General features: G+C 59.5%; 13 protein-coding genes and 1 pseudogene. 11 read left to right on the top strand and 3 right to left on the bottom strand.

Annotated elements, in window-relative coordinates; translation table 11 throughout:
- Positions 1 to 5: 5 nt before the first annotated feature.
- From FH08_RS0127580 to FH08_RS0127560, 4 genes are all read left to right on the top strand, one after another.
- Positions 6 to 1,025 carry a hypothetical protein gene (locus tag FH08_RS0127580; protein ID WP_031361446.1) on the top strand — a complete coding sequence of 340 codons (1,020 nt, stop codon included), beginning with the start codon at positions 6 to 8 and terminating at the stop codon, positions 1,023 to 1,025.
- Positions 1,026 to 2,448: 1,423 nt separating this feature from the next.
- Positions 2,449 to 3,369, top strand: a complete 921-nt coding sequence (locus FH08_RS0127570; protein WP_031361444.1) for a glutaminase — start codon at positions 2,449 to 2,451, stop codon at positions 3,367 to 3,369.
- Positions 3,370 to 4,117: 748 nt separating this feature from the next.
- Entirely contained in the window at positions 4,118 to 5,101 is a 984-nt protein-coding gene (locus tag FH08_RS0127565; RefSeq protein ID WP_031361443.1) for a hypothetical protein, read from the top strand.
- 1,164 nt (positions 5,102 to 6,265) lie between these two features.
- Entirely contained in the window at positions 6,266 to 7,825 is a 1,560-nt protein-coding gene (locus tag FH08_RS0127560; RefSeq protein WP_031361442.1) for an FAD-dependent monooxygenase, read from the top strand.
- Between the two features lie 214 nt (positions 7,826 to 8,039).
- Here the strand turns inward: FH08_RS0127560 and FH08_RS0127555 are convergent, their stop codons facing one another.
- Positions 8,040 to 8,705 (bottom strand): cysteine hydrolase family protein, encoded by a 666-nt coding sequence (locus FH08_RS0127555; RefSeq protein ID WP_051888589.1) that lies wholly within the window; start codon positions 8,703 to 8,705, stop codon positions 8,040 to 8,042.
- A gap of 438 nt (positions 8,706 to 9,143) precedes the next feature.
- Between FH08_RS0127555 and FH08_RS0127550 the strand changes: the two genes are divergently transcribed.
- The gene (locus FH08_RS0127550) at positions 9,144 to 9,365 is read left to right on the top strand and encodes an arylamine N-acetyltransferase (protein ID WP_031361440.1); all 222 of its coding nucleotides are present in this window, start codon (positions 9,144 to 9,146) and stop codon (positions 9,363 to 9,365) included.
- Between the two features lie 47 nt (positions 9,366 to 9,412).
- On the opposite strand, the gene FH08_RS54040 is transcribed toward FH08_RS0127550, so the two are convergent.
- Positions 9,413 to 9,544: a hypothetical protein gene (locus FH08_RS54040; RefSeq protein ID WP_268810835.1), complete on the bottom strand. Its 132-nt coding sequence runs from the start codon at positions 9,542 to 9,544 to the stop codon at positions 9,413 to 9,415.
- Between the two features lie 535 nt (positions 9,545 to 10,079).
- On the opposite strand from FH08_RS54040, the gene FH08_RS0127540 reads away from it, so the two are divergent.
- The 6 genes and pseudogenes from FH08_RS0127540 (at position 10,080) to FH08_RS0127515 (ending at position 18,911) form a co-directional block, all read left to right on the top strand.
- A complete protein-coding gene (locus FH08_RS0127540) occupies positions 10,080 to 10,709 on the top strand; it encodes a glutathione S-transferase family protein (protein WP_031361439.1) in 630 nt (209 codons plus the stop codon).
- 46 nt (positions 10,710 to 10,755) lie between these two features.
- Positions 10,756 to 11,391 (top strand): glutathione S-transferase family protein, encoded by a 636-nt coding sequence (locus tag FH08_RS0127535; protein WP_031361438.1) that lies wholly within the window; start codon positions 10,756 to 10,758, stop codon positions 11,389 to 11,391.
- Positions 11,392 to 12,011: 620 nt separating this feature from the next.
- Positions 12,012 to 15,635: an adenylate/guanylate cyclase domain-containing protein gene (locus tag FH08_RS0127530; protein WP_031361437.1), complete on the top strand. Its 3,624-nt coding sequence runs from the start codon at positions 12,012 to 12,014 to the stop codon at positions 15,633 to 15,635.
- 72 nt (positions 15,636 to 15,707) lie between these two features.
- Positions 15,708 to 15,965, top strand: a complete 258-nt coding sequence (locus FH08_RS0127525; protein WP_031361436.1) for a DUF4242 domain-containing protein — start codon at positions 15,708 to 15,710, stop codon at positions 15,963 to 15,965.
- A gap of 549 nt (positions 15,966 to 16,514) precedes the next feature.
- A pseudogene (locus FH08_RS48650) lies at positions 16,515 to 16,887 on the top strand (YciI family protein).
- A gap of 542 nt (positions 16,888 to 17,429) precedes the next feature.
- Entirely contained in the window at positions 17,430 to 18,911 is a 1,482-nt protein-coding gene (locus tag FH08_RS0127515) for an EAL domain-containing protein (protein ID WP_235210517.1), read from the top strand.
- Between the two features lie 98 nt (positions 18,912 to 19,009).
- Here the strand turns inward: FH08_RS0127515 and FH08_RS0127510 are convergent, their stop codons facing one another.
- A complete protein-coding gene (locus FH08_RS0127510) occupies positions 19,010 to 20,749 on the bottom strand; it encodes an IS1634 family transposase (RefSeq protein ID WP_031361434.1) in 1,740 nt (579 codons plus the stop codon).
- Positions 20,750 to 21,031: the final 282 nt, after the last annotated feature.

The raw sequence follows: 21,031 nt of genomic DNA, 5'->3' as shown, positions 1-21,031 counted from the left end.
GCGCAATGGATGATTGGGGGTGGAAGCCGTATGTCTCGGTCGCCGCGCGCAAGAAAAAGGCCGAACTGGCCGCTGCCAAGGCGAAGAAGGCGGGTGCGGTGCTGTCACCCATCGCGTCGTATCGCGGCGCCATCGCCAAGACCTTTTGGGGCAAGGCCTGGTGTGACAATCTGGAACGCTACAGCGACTATGCCAACCGCCTGCCTCGCGGCCGTACCTATGTGCGCAATGGTTCCGTGATCGACCTCCAGATTACGGCGGGCGAAGTGCGAGCGCAGGTGATGGGTTCGCGCCTCTACACGGTCGCCATGACCGTGGCGGCGTGTCCGGAAAAGCAATGGCGAGCAATCGAAGCCGATTGCTCGGGGTCGATCGATTCGATCGTCGAACTCTTGCAGGGCAAGCTCTCGACGGCCGTGATGGAGCGCATCTGCAAACCTGGTATCGGTCTTTTTCCGGCGCCCAAGGAAATAACGTTCAATTGCAGTTGCCCGGACTGGGCGTCGATGTGCAAGCACGTTGCTGCCGTGCTCTACGGTGTCGGCGCACGGCTCGACCAACAGCCGGAATTCCTCTTCGCCTTGCGCCGGGTCGATGCCAACGATCTCATCCGTCAGGTCGGTACCGGTCTGCCTGAATCGAGAAAACGCCCGGCTACCGGCAAGGTGCTCGACGACGCGTTGGTGGCCGATGTTTTTGGCATCGAGATGGCCGAAGCTTACCCACCGGCCAAGCTTGCTGCCGGACGAAACAAGCCGTCGACAGGTAAGGTGACAGCGAAGAAGGCGGCCAAGCCGGCTATCTCGACAACCCGGAAGCCACCCGCGAGCGCGAAGACTGCGGCAGCGGACAATAAAGTGGTAACGAAGAAATTGCCAGTCAAGCCATCTGCTGGGCCACGTAAATCAACGTCTGGCAACGACGTTGCCGGTAAAGCAAAGGTGGCAAACTCGCCTGCAACGTCGAAGGAGCCTGCAACAAGGACGCGTGCCAGTGCTCGAGCGGTGAAGGGTAAGTCCCGCTGAACCCCGATTCCATCTCGCATGGCACGCAGGAAGCGAGTGACGTTGAGGAATGAAATTCTTTTCAGCGGGAAACCTCCGGCGTCTGGTGAGGTCTCCGGATCATCTTGAACGTTAGTGGACGTATCCGGTGCGGGATTTCACAGACCAGATTGAACCTCTTGAGCATTCGAGTTCGACCTTAACGTCGCGTTGAAGATGCCGGATGATTGACGGGATTTTCAATACTTGAACGGCCGCTTCGTGAACGTTGCGAACGGCCGGAATTGCCGACGACCCCGACTGACATCTTCTGCGCACGAAGGTCCGTTGTCTGGGCGGAACCGACGTTCAAATGTCCGCGCGAAGGCATGAGTCAACGTCCGAAGATGGCCGCTATGCGCCGGCCCTGTAAGAGCCGGTCTTCAGCGCATCGCTGCACCTTTGCCAAATGTGCCCGACGAGCGGGCTTTGGTAGTTCAGCGTCAACTCGTTCGTAAATAGCGTAAGCGCATCCGATTGACGCACTGCGTGTGAAGCGGCCAAGTGCTCGCGGGACAACTTTAGTGCCATTTGTCCAAGCATCAGCCGGTCAAGCCAGCTCGCCGACAACATGTTCCTAGCCAGCCAGATGCGTGCCGATTCGACGACGTAGTCGACGCGCCATGTTTTCGTCAATGCGTGCGATGCGAGCGCACTCGACACTAAATAGCAAAGTAGGTGGGTTCGCGCCGCTGGGCTAATCGACTGTCTTGGGCGTGGCATGTTTGATTCAGACTCCAGCGAAGGTGACGCGAAAAGGTAGGCGCATTTTATCGGCACTCGCACGTGCGATCCACGACGACGTGCGCAACAATGACGACCAAGAACTGAATTTATCGTCCCATCCCCCGCATTAAAGTTGTCAACTTGCGTTCGTTCTAGACCATGAATCCCGCTCGCAAGGTGGTTATGATGGTCAATCTGTCGAGTAGCTTCGAGCCGCTCACGTTGCCGCGTCCGCGAGGCGCGCACCGATACGATGGTTTCAGTCCGAAACTGGGGCGACGGTTGACGCTATGCAAGCGCCCCCCTTTTAGCCAGATTCACATGTCCGCTTTAGCGCGGCGAACTATATACGAGACGTTGCCTTTCAAACTGATGTGCGCCCCGACGCGTCTTGCCACCGGAGCTGCGCTGGCGCGGTGTGAGGCCAAGCTAGGCACCGAACTGCCGTCCGTTTCTGAAGACCTTTGCATCGGGCACGGTGGCGGCCAGCGCCCTGGAGGTCACCGGACTGATGCTGAGCAGTTCGCTGGCGCGTCTGGCAACGTCATTGCTTAACCGACAACCTCCCCGCCTTGTCCGGAGTCCGCTACAACGCGGGCTTTTTCGTTTCCACACCCGCTGCGCACGCTCTCTGAAGTATCATCGCAAGCCCACTGATTGACGTTCCGACCCATCCGCCATGACTCAAAACTATCAAGCGATCCTCGAACGGATTCATCGCGAGATCGAACCATGGCGCACCGCGGGTCGCGTTGCCGACTACATTCCCGAACTGGCAAAAGTCCCAGCCAACAGCTTCGGCATGGCGATCGCCACACCGGCCGGCGAAGTCTTCCGTACGGGCCAAGCCGACACTCGGTTTTCGATCCAAAGTATTTCGAAGCTATTCGCCTGCACGATGGCTTTCCGGCTGCTCGGAGATGAACTCTGGGAACGCGTCGGCCGCGAACCGTCCGGGACACCGTTCAATTCGCTGGTGCAACTCGAAGCCGAGCGGGGTAAGCCGCGTAATCCGTTCATCAACGCTGGCGCGCTGGTCGTCACCGACGTACTGTGCCGACGCTTCGTCAAGGCCGAGACCGCTCTGGTTGAGTTTCTGCGGCGGCTAACCGGGGAGGCAACAATCGACTACGATTTGCGCGTCGCACAGTCCGAACTGCGGCATGCAGATCGCAACCAAGCTATGGCGCATTTCATCGCGAGCTTTGGCAATATGGAAATGCCTGTCCATGCGGTAGTTGACGCGTATTGCCGGCAATGTGCGATCTCGATGAGTTGCGTCGAACTGGCGAAGGCTGCCCTGTTCCTGAGTAATGGCGGCGTCGTACCATCGACCGGGGAGCGCATCCTCGACAGCAGTTCGACCAAGCGTCTGTCTGCGCTGATGTTGACCTGCGGCACTTACGACGCTGCAGGCGACTTCGTCTTTCGCGTCGGCTTGCCAGCTAAGAGTGGCGTCGGCGGCGGCATCGTCGCGGTGCTGCCGGGTGAAATGGCGGTCTGCGTGTGGTCGCCCGGCCTCGACGCGAACGGCAACTCACTTGCCGGCGCGAAGTCACTGGAAACGTTGACCACACTTACCGGGCAGTCCATCTTTTAATACCGCCGTGGCGGATAGCCTTCGCGGTTTATCTTCACATAGCGCTGAAGCGAGCAGTGCCGAATATTTTCTCCGGCTGGAGTCGACCCACAGCTGCCGTTCGGACTGACGCAGCCTCAACGACCGCCTCCAAGGTATAGCGGTCATTCGGGCCGTCGTTTCCTCTGGCGAGCGATCGGCCGTCGCGGTTGGTCACAGAGTCCAGCCAGCGGCCCACCGATCTACGATCAGGCCGTCAGCTTCGAAAAAAAATTTCTAGACAACTGCGGAGGAGAACGATAAAAGACCGGACAATGCATGCGGCAATGCGTCCGTTGCTAAATCGCCGTCGCGCGAATGCACAGCAGGCTACGCCGGCTGTCTGTCCTCACCGCGGCACCGGTGCGCCAGCAACGTTCGGTGCCGGACACCCACACGAAGCCAACATATCGTCATTCCACAACGGCAGTCAGCCACGGCACGAGGAACGATGCGCTTTCCGCGGGTTACTTCGCCGCGGCGTGGCCTCCAATTATCCTCTGGTAGGTAGCGTTGGGATGTTCGGGCGGCCGCCTCGCATTCTGGCATTTACTTTCTCTGATTTCTCGCCTTTCATTGACTACAGCGATCTGCTCTGCGCGCGAACGAGAAACGCACCTATGGGATTCGCGGAATCCGGCACGTTTTGAAGTGACCGTGGCGTTAAGCGTCCATTTGGGCACGGCATGTATGCTTTGCCTCAGGTATCGTTGTTAGGAGAATCACGAAAATGAACATGCTTTCTTGGTTCTCATGCAAGTCGACCGATAGTCAATATAAAGCCTCGACCAATGGTGTGAACGACAAACGGTTTTTAAGCAGAATTCGAATCCTGCAAGAACTTCGCGAGTTTCTGCTTTACAGTGGAATAGCAATCCCGGAGCGATCGTCTCGTGTGGCGGTGCAGGCAGGCCGCCGCACGTACCATAAGAAAGGTGACGACCCCGATCCCACCGAAGTCGCGGACGTTGAGGCAGCACTTGAAATTTTGCTCTCCCTCTTGAGGGGACCGTTACGTAAAAAGTTTCTCCTTACCCAGTTCCCGAGATGGATGTCAATCTTAGCGGTTGCATGTCTCGCGCTGATAATAACGAGCCTTCTATTCTTAGTGCAACCGAAAGAATGGACGCTCTTACTCCCTCACGCCTTAATCCCGCTTCACCTCGTTGCATACTTAATATGGTTACCATCGATGGGAGCACTCGGCGCGATCTCGTTCGTTTCAATGAACGTCCTATCGGTCCAAGAGGATGTGACTTTCGACCTTACTAGCACCCGATTGCTGACTGTTCGATTCATTATTGGGGCACTGTTCGGCTTGGTGATGTCCTTGCCTTTTGGCCATGAAAAATTTGTTGCGTTTGGCGAAGAGCTCGTGCACTCGCGCGCCTTGTCCAATACAGACGCATTTGAACAGGCGCTCTTTCTCCTGCTGCCTTTCCTGTTGGGCTTCAGTACAACTTTGGTGATTTTTATCCTTAACCGTTTAGTCGATGGCGTTCAGACTCTCTTTGGCCTCCAGCAGGAAAAAAACTCCCGCCCGTCTGGCCCTTCACCCGAGTCCCAATGCCAAATGTTGCGAGTTGGAGGGAGAAAAGTCACTCGTGTCAGCACGCGACATGTCTACTTACAGCCGCGGAACGAGTTCTGGCCGTCAGCCGGGGCAAGCAGCCCACCCGGATCTCCTCCGGATCCGATCCGCCCGCCTCCGTAAACGCTAGCGGCGAGGATAGCGGAGCGCCCGGCACTATCTACGCACTTGAGACGTCAATGCATGGACAGCAGTAATCGGAGTTGGGCAGGCAAAACTATCAAGCATACCGGCAAGTAATTCCGTCAATCGGAAAGCTGCCGTTAAGGTCCGCTCTGACACTCGCAGATTCTTAAAATGAAAAGTGGAAAAACACCGCGCCGCGCGGTGCCTATATGACCGCCATTGAACACGGCGGTTATTATGAATCAGTGGAAATACCCGATCCGTCGAGTGCGGCTATCCGGTAGATACAATAGGCTAACGGCGTCTGAAGATGTCGATAGACTCAGGGTCCTATTGAAAGCAACCGGCAATATGGTCATGCGATTTTTAAGTGTGCGTGTAGAAGCGTTGAAACTATATCGCGTGCGGGCTTTGCGCTCCAGTGTCAGGTCATCGTATCTGACTCTCGGACAAGTCAACCGAGCGATCTTCGGTTTCCACCGCAAAAGTCGACGAAATGCGGATTTCAACAATGCTTACAATAAACGCTGTCCCCGCGTGCAACTGACTTCAATCAAAACAGTTGATGAGCGCTAAAACGAAAGAGACTGCTTTGAGAGACAATCCGACGACGAAATAGACGCAACGAAGGTCCGGTGTCTTGGTGGAACCGACGTTCGAATGGCCGTCATGGTGTGCGAGCGAGTGGAGGAAGATGGCCGGTCCCTGCCTGCCGGCGATGGACGGCACGCGACCCTTAAGGGTCGATCGTCAACGAACGCATCCGATGTCCGCTTGCAATATACAAAGGCCATTGGGTTCTCGGATCCGTCCGGCAGTTCAGCCAGTGGGTTGCAGCGGATCAATGCCGGGATCGCGGCGACCCGGACGTTGGCATCCTCACGCTGCCTTATGATCCGCAAACCGCTGATAAGCCCGATCACACCGACTGCCCGCCGCCCCCTGTTGCCGTCTCATCGTCACGATGCTATAAAGCTGTGTCGGAAAAGGCAGACTTGGTTTGGTAAGCCCAAGTCCTTTCGGTAACGAAAGCTCTGGTCTTTGGCCTCGCGCACGAAATCCCCACGACGAACATTTGACGCTGCATAGGCGTCTGAACGTTCGTCCGTGTGGATCTCAACCGAGAAACGCTCCGGTCGGACTTCGACACAGGAGTGGTTCATGCGCACACATCATTCAGATATCTACGACGTTGTAGTTGTCGGGGCTGGTCCGGTCGGCCTGTTCCTCGCCTGCGAGTTGCGCCTGTTTGACATCTCGGTCCTGGTGCTGGAGCAAGCCGAAAGCCCGCATTCCCCTTTAAAGCGCCTTCCATTCGGCATGCGCGGCCTCTCGGCGCTTACCCTGGACGCGCTGTATCGCCGTGGGCTGCTGGACGAGGTAGTCGCGGTGCAGCGTGAAAGCGATGCCGCAGGCAAGACAGCGAGCACCCCGCATTGGATGGGACAGCAGCGCCGACCGGCCGGCCATTTCGCTGGCATCCAGTTCTATCACGACAATATCGACATCTCGAAGTGGCCGTATCGCCTGCCAAGCCCGGCCGGCACCAGCATGGCGGTCACACTGGAAACACTCGAAACCGTCTTGGCCAACCGCGCCATTGCGATGGGGGCCAAGATCCGGCGCGGCTTAAGCATCGACGCAATTCATGCTTCAGACGACGAGGTGAGCGTTCACGCGGGCGGCCAAACTTTTGCTGGACAGTGGCTTGTCGGTTGCGATGGTGGCCGCAGCGCTGTACGCAAGGCAGGGGCGTTCGAATTCGTTGGCACCGATCCCGAGTTCACCGGGTATTCCGTCGAAGTCGATATGGCTAACCCCGAGGCACTTCGACCCGGCCGGCACTACACGCCGACCGGTATGTTCACCTATTCGCGGCCCGGCACCATCGCGATGGTGGAATTTGATGGCGGCGCCTTTCACCGAATCCACCCAATCACGCTTGCGCACGTGCAAGCGGTGTTGCGCCGGGTGTCCGGCGCGGATATCACCCTGACGAAACTTCAGCTCGCTACCACCTGGACGGATCGCGCTTTCCAGATGACAACCTACCGCAAAGGGCGCGTGCTTTTAGCGGGCGATGCTGCGCACATCCATTCTCCATTGGGCGGTCAAGGGCTCAATCTGGGGCTAGGAGACGCGATGAACTTGGGTTGGAAGCTGGCATCGACTATCCGCGGCGACGCGCCGGCCGATCTCCTCGACAGCTATCAGCGAGAGCGGCATCCGGCGGGGGCAGACGTTCTCGACTGGTCGCGCGCGCAGGTTGCACTTATGCGCCCCACGCAAAGCACGCGCGCGCTGGCAGCAGTCATCCGTGATCTGATCGAAGCCCGCGATGGCGCAACATATTTTGCTGAGCGTGTGTGGGGCGTATCGCTGCGCTACGACCTTGGCAGCGATCATATACTGGCCGGCCGCAGCGCGCCTGATTTCGAGCTGATCGACGGAACTAAGGTCGGCAGCCTTTTGCGCGATGGCAAGGGCCTGTTCCTGCAGTTCGACCCGAGCGCGTCGCTTCAGGCGCTTGCAAGCGTTTGGCGAGAGCAGGTTACCTATGTCGCAACCGATGCCAAGGAACGGCTAGGGTTAAGCGCTGTACTACTGCGTCCTGACGGATTCGTCGCTTGGGTGAGTGAAGCCACTCCTTGCGCCGAGGAATTTGCCGAGGCCTTGACGCGATGGTTCGGCGAATCCAGAAATGCGGTCGAATCCGCTTAATCGATAGCGTCATCGAGATGGCCGCTTTACCTGATACATCAGCCGTTTGGATGTCGCTTCGATCGTCCGAGCGGATGTCCCTTCATGGCCGCAAGCCGTTGCCGCGGATGGTGAGCGTCTCCTATCTGATCCCACTGCGGCCCCTCCCGGTGGGTGATGGGGCCGGCAGCCCATGGCCCAAAGCCGATCTTGCTGGCGCGACCGAGCGAGTCGCTCAGGCTGCGCGCGAGGGAAACTCCCCTGAGGGACCGCCGCTCACCACTCGGGCAGCCATATCGGCTACCGGCATCACATGGGCCGTCGACATCGCGAGTATGACGAGGGTCGCATGATGAATCTCTGCATTCGGCATCGAGCCGAAGCCGCGATCCGGATAATCGAACGTTGCCGTTGCGTCCGAGAGAAACACGACCCGATAGTTGCGAAACATCGCGTCGGGTGCCGTCGCATGACAGCAATTCTCAGTCGTCGTTCCCGAAATGATGACTGTGTCGACACGCCATTCCCGAAGGATGATATCGAGATCAGTGCAAAAGAAGGCGCTGTAGCGGTGCTTCTTGATCACATGTTCACCAGCCGCCGGAGCGAGCTCGGAGTAAATGTCCGCCCCCGGCGTGCCATCGACCATCGCATCGCGATTGGCGACCACCGGATGCAAGTCGTCGAACAGCCCCATATCGCAGCCGTCGCGGCGGTGCACATGGGCCGTATAGATCACTCGAATTCCAGCATCGCGGCATATCTTGAGGGCTTTCGCGAGCTTCGGCACCATGGCGCGGGCAGCCGACACCTCTATCGGCGCCCCACTGGCGACAAAATCATTTTGCATGTCCACCACGATCATGGCGGTCTTGATCGGGTCGAAGGTGTCGACTAGCATCGTCTTGCCTCCTCTGCTTGGGCGGGATCTATTTCTAGCGTTTCGCCCGTGTCCGAACGAAGATTAGCAGGGTAATAGGCGCAAACATAGGTCGCCGGCAGGTAGTCGGGCACGAGGAGCGCAACCGCTCGAACGACCGGAAACGGCGCATCCTTCTCGTTCCCGCGCATGTCTGGGAAGGTCGGCTTACCCCAAGGGAAAGCGGGCACTCCGTTTCGGCGGCGGGAACCATCCAAAATGCCCCAAGGCAGACCTTTCACGAGGATCTCCCCATAATTTCCCGATCCTGACTGACAAGCGCAGGGGCAGTGGACGGCGTGCCAATCAGGTCAATGCCGGGATCGAGCTGCGGGTGGCCTGGGACAAGCTGTGCGCGACCCGACTCGTCTTGCCGGGCGGAACGGGCGATGAGAAACTCCCACATCGGGAAGGTGGCGCATGTTAGTCGACAACTTCGATCTTGACGCGTATCACCACCGCATCGGCTATGCCGGGCCGCCCGAGCCGACATTGCCGGTACTGCGTTCAGTCGTTGCCGGCCATGCAACGACGATAGCGTTCGAGAACATCGACGTGTTCCGCGAACGCGGTGTGCGCATCGACGTCGTCTCGCTTCAGGACAAACTCGTGCTGCGGGGGCGCGGCGGATATCGCCATTAGCGCAAGCTGTGGACATGATTAGCATAATTAACGAACATCAACAGCTATTAGCGGTTATGAAGGGCTTCAACATCAAGCGCTCGATGATCGGCGAAATATGCAGTCGCATCGAGCTCGATCTCACCGACCAGCATGGCAAGTGCGAAGAGGGTATCGTCCTCAGGATATTCATCTGCCATTCTTCGCCGTGCCTGTCGGGCGTTGGACGCATGGCGGAGTTGCAGGCTTCCACAACATCGTTACGGAGCATGACGTCACGGCTATCGTCGAAGGGTCATCGCGCCAAGTGAAAGGCGCGAAACGCGGAGGCCCGAGCGGCCCAAGGTACTGTATTCCATGTCCATCTCCCGTTACTTTAAAGCTGCTCTGGTTGGCATATTCACGCCTGGAGCAGCGAACCGTCGCGGTATTGCGATTGTGTAAGCAGAAGATAAAGCAGTGGACAGCCGGGTCACAGAGCCCTGCGGTCAAATGAGAAATGACGTGATGTCATCGAAGTCACGGTCGAATGTCCTGACCGCATTGTGCCTATAGGAGTCAACAAGGGATTCTCAGCAATGGTACGGGGTACCGAATATCAGATTCAGTACTGCCGCGGCTTGGGACATGGGTCAGCGCAACTTCAGTCGAGACCGCAGCAGATGGCTGACTCTGGACGTTCGTGTATCGTTGACATGTTCCGCGAAATGCGGTGTTTCAACGGGGATGCTTCGAATGCTTACGATCTGGGGCCGAGCGAATTCGGTCAATGTGCAGAAGGTGCTGTGGTGCTGCGACGAACTTGGCTTGCCTTTCGAACGCATCGACGCGGGCCTGCAGTTCGGCCGAAACGGCGAGGCCGAGTATCTCGCGATGAATCCCACCGGCCGCATCCCGACCCTGGTCGATAGCGACTTCATGCTCTGGGAATCGAATTCGATTATCCGTTATCTCGCCATGGAGTACGGGCAAGGCGCCGCGCTGTACCCGGCCGATCCCAAACAGCGTGCGAGCGTCGATCGCTGGCTTGACTGGACACTTTCTACCTTGCAACCGGCAGAGAGGCCGGTCTTCTGGGGCTACGTGCGTACGCCCGCGGCCCAACGCGACATGACTAGCCTCAAAGCCGACGCGGGCACTTTGGCTCGCTTGTGGCACATTATCGACAGGCAGTTGCAAGGCCGCGAATTTCTTGAGACCGATGACTTCACGCTGGCCGATCTGGTGCTCGGCGCTTACGCGCGCCGCTGGTACGGTATCGAGGAAGAACTCGATCGGCCCACGCTGCCAAATGTTGAACGCTGGTATCGGCGCATTAGTACGCGTGCAGGATTTCACCGATACGTCGGCGTGCCGCTGAGTTGAACCGGGCGCCGCCATCGGCGCAATCTTTCACGAGGCACCGATTCCCATGACCATTACCCTGCATACCTGGAACACGCCGAACGGCCGCAAGATCAGCGTCGCGCTCGAAGAGATGGAAGTGCCCTATACCGTCAAGCCCGTGAATATATCGAAGGACGAGCAACACAGACCCGATTTCCTGCGCATCAGCCCGAACAACCGGATCCCGGCAATTGTCGATTTCGATGGACCCGACGGTCAACCGATCAGTGTCTTCGAATCCGGCGCGATCCTGCTCTACCTCGGCGAAAAGACAGGCAAGTTCCTGCCCCCTCGCTTGCGCGAGCGTGTGCCGGTCATCGAATGGCTGATGTGGCAGATGGGTGGCTTCGGACCAATGCCGGGACAGGTACATCACTTCCGCATGGTCGAGTCGGAGGCCGATCGGCGCTACGGGCTCAAGCGCTATTCAGAGGAAACGAGCCGCCTCTATGGCGTGCTGGACCGGCGGCTCGCGGATGTGGAATTCGTGGCCGGCGATCTCTCCGTCGCGGATTTCGCGGTGCTCGGCTGGGCATGGCGACACGAGCGCCACCAGATCTCACTTGATGACTTCCCGAACGTCAAACGTTGGTATGAGACCCTGTTTGCACGCCCCGGCGTGCAACGCGGTTTTGCCGTCAAGCTGGACGACGCGGTGTGAATTGAGCGACTAGCGGGTTCGAATCTGAGTTTGTTTGGACCGCCGAAGTACGCTTGCCGATCGCCATAGTGATCGCACGCATGAATTCGATGAGCGGCAGAAGTCGACCCTCAACAGTCGGTCGTCACCGCGCGCTTGCAATGGCCGCTTGCGAAGTACAACGGCCGTTCCTTTTCTGATTCGGCGGGCGGGTTGTCGGCCGAAGCCGCCGTTCGCTCTACCGATCTTATGAGCGTCCGCGAACGTCCGCTCCAGAAGAAGTCGAACGCTCACTTTCAACCCATGTGAGCCGATCGCGCAGTATCCGTGATCGGCCGCTTCGGGCCAACTTGAGTCGATCGCAGACGTCGTTCTGACTGGGGAAGCGCTCCGATCGGGGATTGCGCACTGCGTGCGAGTGCCCTGGACAAGTTGCGCCACCTCGCGGATCATAATCGTATAGGTGACCGGAGGCGAGTCGAAGGCTGACTGCTGAAACAGTGCGTCGAGCAACGTGCCGCGAGGTTGCCCCGACACACCTGGCCGTCCAGCACCGCGAGCCCTGGCAGGCAAAAAGCCGCGATGGAGTAGATCGAGACGACACGCCCGGGTGGTGTAGTGGTTCGACAAGAGATCACGCGATGGCCGACGATCTGACGAAATGGCTGGTGCAGGTTGGGCTCGGTGGGCACGCCGCGACGTTCGCTTCGCAAGGGATCGACTGGGATGTGCTTGGCGACCTCTCGGAACAGGACTTAAGAGAGCTTGGTCTGCCTCTGGGCGACCGGAAGCGGCTGCTGAAAGCGCTTGCGGCGCTGACCGACGCACGGACTCCATCGCGCAAACGCGAATTAGAGCCGCAGGAACAGCCTCCGGCGTCTGCGGCCGGAGCCTTAGAGGCTGAGAGGCGACAGCTCACCGTGATGTTCGTCGACTTGGTCGACTCGACGCCGCTCGCAGAGCGGTTCGATCCCGAGGACATGCGACGCGTGCTAGGGGTCTTCCACCAAGCCTGCGCAAGCGCGATCGAAGCCCATGAAGGCCATATCGCGCAGTATATCGGTGACGGACTACTCGTCTATTTCGGCTACCCCCACGCGCATGAAGACGATGCTGTGCGCGCCGTACTCGCTGGCCTCGCTGTCATCTCAGCGCTTCATCAGGCTAATGATCGTATCGAAGCCGAGGATGGCGTGCGGCTGCACGTGCGTATCGGAATCGAGACGGGCCTGGTCATCGCCGGCGAAATTGGCGCCGGATCCTCGTTGGATCACCACGCGGTCGTCGGAGAGTCCCCAATCGTCGCTGCAAGGCTACAATCTCTGGCTCCGCCCGACGCGATCGTCGTCGGCCCAGCCACGGAGCGGTTGATCGAAGGATCGTTTTTGCTTGAAAGCCTCGGCTGGCGCGAGTTGAAGGGTGTCTCTGGTCCTGTTCACGTCCATCGCGTGCTGGTGCAGACCGATGCTGTAGACCGCTTCGAAATCAGGGCGGCCCACGGGATGACGCCACTCATCGGCCGAACGGCCGAGCTCGACATGCTTCGGCAGCGCTGGAAACAGGGCGCCGACGGCGAAATGCGCTGCGTGCTGTTGATCGGTGAGCCGGGGATCGGAAAATCTCGCATGCTGCGGGCGTTACGCGACAGCATCAGTGCAGACGCGCATGAGGTCGTTTCGTTCCACTGTTCCTCGTATTATCGCGACAGCCCGTTCTGGCCGGTGTTACAACGGCTGCAGCGCGCCTTTGGCCTGGATCCCAAGGCGCTCACCGCTTCCGATGTCGAACGGCTGGAGACCGGGCTCGGCACGCTCGGCGTCGATATCGAGGAGACGATCCTCGTGCTCACGACCTTGCTCGGGATTCCGACGGCCCAACGGTATCCGGGGATTGACGCTTCCTCCCCTTCCTTCAAACGGCGAACCCTGGAAGTGCTCGTCGCCATGATCGAAAAGATGACGCATCTTCAGCCGGTTCTTGTCATCGTCGAAGACGTGCATTGGATCGATCCGTCGTCGCTGGAGTTCGTGCGGCTGATGCTGGAGCAACTGGTGGCGGATCGGCTGCTGGTGCTGCTCACGGCGCGGCCCGAGTTCAAGCCGGGGTGGACTTACCCTCATCTCGTGCAGGTCAATCTTGATCGGCTTTCGCGACGGGACTGCATCGCGATGATCGAACGGCTGACCGATGGCAAGCTGCTGCCTCGCTTGGTGCTGGAGCAGATCGTCGGCAAGACGGATGGCGTGCCGCTGTTCGTTGAAGAGCTGACGAAGGCCGTGCTCCAAGGCGAATTGTTGCACGATGCGGGCAGAAGCTACGAATTGAAAAGAGCGCCGCATGCAATTGCGATTCCGGACACGCTGCAGGGCTCGCTGCTGTCGCGGCTCGATCGACTGGAGCCGGGGGTCAAGGAGACCGCGCAAATTGCGGCGACAGTCGGGCGGGAATTCGGTCGCAGGCTCCTCGCTCTGATCGCCTCCAAACCCGAGAACGAGCTGCAGGGAACGCTCGATCGCCTGATTGCTGCAGAAATTATTCTGCCAGCCTCCGGTGCGCCCGCGGACGGGGGCGCGTATGTGTTCCGTCACGCGCTGATCCAGGAAATCGCATACCAGTCCCTGTTGCTTGCGCGTCGCCGTCAGTACCACGGCCTCATTGCCGCTGCGCTTGAGCAATATTATCCGGAAATCGTCGAGCGGCAGCCGGAGTTGATCGCCCAGAATCTCGCTGCCGCTGACCTGCCGGATCGCGCGATCAACTTTTGGCAGCGTGCCGGCGAACGGGCGCTTGCGTGCGCAGCCTGCGAAGAGGCGATCGCCCATGCGCAGCGCGGGCTTCAATCGGCAGAAAGTCTCGTCTGCGGTGACCACTATCGGGCCACCCGTACGTTGCCTCTGCTTCTGATCCGAGGCGGGGCGGAGCACAGACTAGGCCGCCGGGATGCGATTGAAACCTTTCGGCAGGCCGCTCAGTTGGCTCGGGTGGAGAAGCTATCGTCGCATCTGGTACAGGCGGCGTTGGGGTTCGACACTGCGGAGACTTTTCTCGCAGACTCCGGAGAGGCATCGATTGCCCTGTTGGAAGAGGCGCTCGCTTCGATCGGCAGCGGAGAAACAGTTGAGCGTAGTCGTCTATTGAGCCGGCTGGTTCGCACCCTTCACATGACCGGTGCATTCCAACGAGGAGGCGAAATCGCGGGCCAGGCTGTCGCACTCGCGAGACGCCTGGGTGATCGACCAAGCTTGTTCGACTCCTTGGCGTGCGAGTTGATGCATGTCGGCGCCCGCCATATACCGGCGTCGAAATTCCCGGAGCGTCAAGGCGTGTTGGAGGAACTCATCCGGATCGCCGAGGAACTCGATGATGCGCATTCCATTGGTCACGCCTGCGCTCGACGTCTCACCGGCTACCTCGAGATCGGAGACGTCGAACGCTTTGAGGAAGCTCTGGAAAGGTATCAACAAGTTGCCGTGAGTGGACAACACTTTGTGGACAAGTGGTGTGTGACCGGTGCGCAGGCGATGCAGGCCATCCTCGTCGGTGACTTCGCGCTGGCAGAGCGCAAGGCGCAAGAATCTCTGGAGATGGCGGAGAGCGTCGACGCGAAGTTCGCGGCGGGCGTCTACGGCATGCAGATGTTCACTATACGCCGCGAACAAGGCCGGCTCGCTGAGGTCGCGCCGCTGCTCAAGCGGTTTGTCGACGAGCATTCGCAGAACGCGACCTGGCGGCCGGGCCTGATGTTGGTCGCCAGCGATCTCGGCTTCGAGGCGCAAGCCCGCCACTATCTCGATCACCTGGCGGAATCGGAATCTGACATTCCCGTGGACAGCATGCGGCTCGTCACGTTGACCTACCTTGCGGAAGTTGCTACGCGGCTCCGCGAAACCGGGCATGCCGAGCGCATATATGCGTTTCTTCTGCCTTTCCGGGATCAAGTAGTCACCGTTCCTGCTGTCACCCTGTGCTGCGGATCCGCGGCACGGTATCTCGGCATGCTCGCCAGTGCCCTTGGCGATTGGACTGCTGCCGAAGAGCATTTCGAATACGCCTTGCGCATGGATGAGCGCTTGCGAGCCTGGCCATGGTTGGCGCATAGCCAGCACGAATTCGCTCTCATGCTGTCGGCCCGCGATCGCAATGGAGACCGCGCACGCGCGGCAGTCCTGCTCGCCAGCGCGGCTGCAACAGCGAAAGAGCTAAAGATGTTCGCCCTGCTGGAGCGTATCGGCGGCACCGCGGGTAGCTCAGGGCCTAGGAATTGACACGCGGGTATTGCATACTCAGTGTTGCCTAGCCGGAAGTGCAGCACGACAGCGCGACTACAGGAGGACCCCATGTCACGTTTCCTGATTGAACGAAACTTCGCCGAGCAGCTCGAGCTGACCGGCGAAGATGTAGAACTTGTCAAACGGGTCAACGACGAGGAAGGCGTCAAATGGCTCTACTCCTTCCTCAGCGCAGATAAGAAGAAGACCTATTGCCTGTTCGAGGCGCCAAACGCCGAAACCATCCGCGCTGCCGCACGTCGCTCGAACCTGCCGGCCGATCTGATCGTCGAAGTCAGCGATTTGCGGCCAGAAATGTTCAATTAACGGCGGTGATCAGCCCGCGCTAATCGAGTCGCTGATCGACATTCCGTCGATGTAGGGGGCGCTTCAGAAAAACGGACAATAAAGCGCGTTAGTAAAAAGTGAGCGTCGGAAACTGTTTTTTTAGGTTCGTTCAACGCCTTCCCTCATCCTCAGGACTGCGGACACCAGCGACGCGCGCGAGCAGGCGTTGAACAAACCAAACAGAAGTGGGCGTTTCAATTTCGGATAGCGGACTTTCGCGGAGGCCCAGACTTACAGCCTCGCGAACGGCAGCTTTGGCCGAGGACTTGCCAGATCGAACCTGTATCTCAATGGCCGGTACCTGACCGTAGCCGACGTTCGAATGTCCACCTGAGAGCGCCGGCGAATGGCCGCAGCTTGGCCGAACGAGGTCCAATGGCGAACCAGAGAGCTGTTCCGCCGAAGATCGATCCGCATCGGGCACATGTCGACGCAAAGCGGAGAGGCCCGCTGAAAACTCTTCTAGAAAATTGTCGATTTTCGACCATCTGTCTCGTCGTCAGTGTATCCCCACCGAAAGGAGATCCCATGAAATACGTCGGCTTAGCCTACTTTACCCCTGAAAAATTCGCGGCGGTGGCGCCGGAGGACGTCAAGAAATTGGTGGCCCAATGCCCCGCGTTGGACGAGAAGATGCGGGCTACCGGCAAGGTTCTCGTTTCCGCGTCGCTTGGCGATCTGGACAGCTGGAGGACTCTCCGCCCAAGCAACGGTAAGACTCAAGTCAACCGATGGGCCTTACACCGAGGCGAAGGAAGTCGTGGGCGGGCTGTTCATCATCGAGGCAGATAGCAGTGACGAGGCGTTGCGCATCGCGTCCATGCACCCAGCCGCCACGCTGGGCGAAGAAGGCGGATGGGCCGTCGAGCTGATCCCCCTGGATTTCTACCTGGAACGATGACAGCCTGGACGCCTGTCACAAGTATCCGTTGGCGGTCCATTCTCCGCAAACGCCTTCACGGCATTGTGAGTCATCGCGGAGCTCGATTTCTGGCCGAGTGGCGGCGCCTGTAATCGACCCGCTCCGGTCCTTCGACGCTGCGTGGTGTCAATAGCCGGTATCGCACCCCAAACGGTCGTCCTTTCGGTCGGCGTCACCGCAGGTCCTTTCGGGATCTCTCGACGCCGGCAAGACGACCCTGCTCAATCACGTCAGGGCTTCCTCTCCTGGCCTTTGATCGGGCAATCGGACGCCGCAAACCATCCCAGGCCACCAAAGCATAGGTCACTTAACTTGCCGGCGAAGAACAAGTATGATGAATGAGCAACGTTTGCGCCTCGTCCTATGTCCCGCACGATATTTTCGAAGTGTTTAAGCTCAAACTCGCTTGGCAATTCCCGTCTTTCTTTCCCGATCGTAGCGCGGTCTGGGGACACGGCGTCGTGCGCAATCTTGCAGGAGCGAGTGCGCTTATCGGCGGCGTTTGCGTGATGCTTTCCGCAGTGGCGCTCGGCGAGCATTACGCGGACGGTGCGATCCGCTTCCGCGAACGACTCGTCGCCGGCGACATGGTCGAATCGGTCGAGCGCATCCTGCATCATGTGATATCAAGTCAGCGCGAGCCGCTCGACCGGCTGGCGGGCCAGCCCTGTGAAACCGTGGCGAAGCAGCTCGCCGAATTGAAGACATACGTCCGCTACGTGCGCGGTGTCAACCTCGTTGAGAATGGACGCCTCTATTGCTCTTCTGCGTTGGGGCTGATGAACGTACCGTTGTCGGCCTACATCTCCACCACGCAACGCGATCTCGGCATCAGTCTGATCCATGGCACCCCTTACCAGCCTGCCATCCCGGTACTGCCAGTCTTTCGCTCGACTGGGCATGGCACTGGCCTGCTGTACGTCATCGAAGCCCCTTACGTCGCAGATATTCTGGCGCACGGCCTGCGCTATGGCGCAAGCAAGGTGACGCTGTCTGTCACCGGATCCGGTGCGATCGACGAGCACGACGTATTTTCCGCCGCCGGCGTCGCCGCGGCGCCGCGCTCCGGCACGCAGGTGGAATCGGCCGGTTTCCCCTTCTCCGTGACGGTGACGGCATCGCCCGCTTTTGCATCGCAGATGCGCTGGAAGTACCGCGTGATCTGTTGCGGGACCGGGGTGCTGCTGGCTCTTCTAATTGCCGCCGCCTACCTGCTTGCCTTCGCGCCGCGGCGATTGTTGCTGTCCGCCGTCCGGCAAGGGCTCAGGACCGGTCAGCTCTACGTGGTGTATCAACCGGTCGTCGATATCGCGAGCCGCCATATCGTAGGCGCCGAAGCCTTGCTCCGCTGGAGTCACCCTCGCTGGGGGCCGATCAGTCCCGCTGCGTTCATGGCGGAGGTTGAATCGAGCAACCTCCTCGCCGACGTCACCCGGTTTGTGCTGCAACGGGCCACGGCCGATATCTGTGGGCCGACCGACAGCGCGCCGTTCCGGCTCGCTGTCAACGTAGCGCCGATGGACCTTGAACGCAAAGGGTTCGTGTCGGAGGTGCTGGCGCTCACTGAACGACTGCCCGAATCGACGATTCTCGTGCTTGAAGTCACTGAGCGTTTCCTGCTGGCTCGGCATCCCCGTGTTCGGAAAATCTTCGAGACCCTGCGAGAACACGGTGTGCGCTTCGCACTTGACGACTTTGGCACGGAGCACAGCAACCTCGATCTGCTCGGCAGATTCCCGTTCGATTTCGTAAAGATCGACAGGCAGTTCATCGAGCAAGTTGACAAGGGCGGTGCGAGCCTTATTGAAGGGATCGCCGCCGTGGCAGGACACTATGGCATGCAGGTGATCGCCGAAGGTGTCGAAACGGAAGCGCAGCACGACGCGCTGCGCAGGCTGGGGATTCCCTACGGTCAGGGCTATCTGTACCGACGGCCCGTCACCGCCAACGAATTTTTTAGTGTTCGACCGGAAGTGATATTTGCCGCGGATTCAGTGAAATGACGCGGCGAGACGGCACAAGGGTCCTTAGCCCGAACTTTGACTCGATCGCGAACATAAGCTATTGATTTCACGCTGTTATGCGTGCGAGCACGGGATGGCTACTGGGTACAAGCGGGGCTGACGTTCAGAAGGCGGAAGGCCTTTTCTTGAATGGGCGTGGGCCGAGTGGTCATGATGATCTTGGCGTTTGGATTGAGTGGCGTGTGGCAGACGTTGTACGTGAGCGTAGCCAGATCGTCGAGTAACGTGCGAAAGCTGTGGACCGGCAAGCCATCCTCGGTGAGCTTGGAGGCGTCCTTGGCTTTCGCCTGTTGCGAACGTTGCGCCTTGGCCACTGGCGAAGGCCGGGCCGCCCGCGCTTGCTCGATGTATTCATCGTCAAACAACATCGGCTTTAACTTCTCGCGCATGTGCCACTCGACGTAGTAAGCGAGCATGCACAGAAAGACATGCGCGCGCACGCGTTGGGCATTCCAATGGAATACCGGACGGACCTGCAAATCGACCGTCTTCAGCGAACGGAAGGCCCGCTCCACGACCGCCAAACCTTTGTAGGCTGTCACGACTGCCTCGGCTGAGAGCGAGGTTGCCGGCAAACTCGTACGCACTACATACAGACCGTCAAGCGCGGCCTCCTGCTGGATCTGCTCGGTCTTGCGCAGCCAGCTCAAGCTCGAGTCGGTGATGTTCAACTCGAAGTGCTTGGCCATCTTGAAGTGATCGATGATCCGGCCCACGCGCAAGGCAATCGCCTCGATGCCCTTGAGCCGGTTGCGCACGCGCGTGGTCGCTTCGGCAATCTGGGTCAATTCCTGTTCGGTGGCCTGCAATAGCGCCTCGCGTTTGCGGGTGCGCTCCTCGGCCAACAGCGGATTACGGCACACCACCAGGCGCTCGCCGGGGAACGCTTCACTCGTCACCTCGAGCAGGTTGCGCTCATCGAACAGCGAGGGCTGGAACGGCCCCTTCTCGCGCGCGAGCGCGGCCATCTGCGGGGCGCGCAGGCTGCTCACCCAGTCCAGCCCGGCCGGGCGCAAGAGCGTATCGATACGGGCTTGCGTGAGCATGCCCCGGTCGCCCACCCAGGCGAGCTTGTCGATCCCGTAGCGCTCTTTGAGCTTCGCGACCTGGGGCGCCACGGTAGCCGGATCGGCGGTGTTGCCGGCGAAGACTTCGACTGCGACCGGGACGCCCTCAGACGTGCAGATCAGACCGAACACGATCTGGGGATCGTCGCGCTTGCCATCGCGGCTGTAGCCGCGGGCCGCGAGCTCGCAACGGCGTCCGGTCACCCACGTGGAAGTGAGGTCGTAGAGCACCAGCGTAGCGCCGCCTAGATGCTGCCTGGCAAGCCGCTTCTCGATGCCCTCTTGAGCCTCGCCCAACCAGTCGAGGGCGGCATAGACTTGCTCGAGCTCGACGTCCACGAGGCCAAGCAGGCGCGACAGCGAGTGGGTCGCGCTCTCGTCACGCAACATGCGATGGGTGGCAAGCTTGGAGGCGGGCGACACGACCCGCGCCACCAGCAGCGCCATGATCACGCAGCGCAGCGCAGTGGGCGCGGCGGTGAACCACTGCTCGGCACCGCAGGCACGCGCCGCGCCGAGCACGGCGGCCACATGCCCGTGCGGCAGACTGCGTTCGATCACGAAGGCTTCATCGACTGAGGACACGGCGACGCCACCGCGTAGCAGGACCTTCAATCCTTCGATCACCTCAGTGGGCAGCGACGACAGGTTCGCGAGGGTGCGCTTCTTGACCTTGTTGCCGTCGCGATAGGACTCGCGCAGCAGGATCGCGGGCGGCGAGTTGCGGTTGGGGACGTGTTCGATATACATGAACACTAAGTAAAGCATATTTAACAGAAAAAACAAGGATAAAACATGCATTTACATGGCTACATTTACCTTTCAAAAATAGCCGAAACCCAATGCTAACGGAGGTTTCGGCTGATTGATGGGGAAAAGTTCGGCTTAGCATTCGCTCCGAGGCCCGCTTCAATTCACTGTCCGGGTGGCGTTTGAAGGCGGCCTTTCTAAATCGAGCACTTCGGTAAGGCTCGCGTTTGCCGCTCGAGTACTATCCCGTTCCGGGCCCGCGTTTCCCTACCCATACATCCC

Origin of the sequence: Caballeronia sordidicola (assembly GCF_000729995.1) — a bacterium.
Lineage (GTDB): Bacteria > Pseudomonadota > Gammaproteobacteria > Burkholderiales > Burkholderiaceae > Caballeronia > Caballeronia sordidicola_A.
This window is presented reverse-complemented; position numbering and strand designations above follow the sequence as displayed.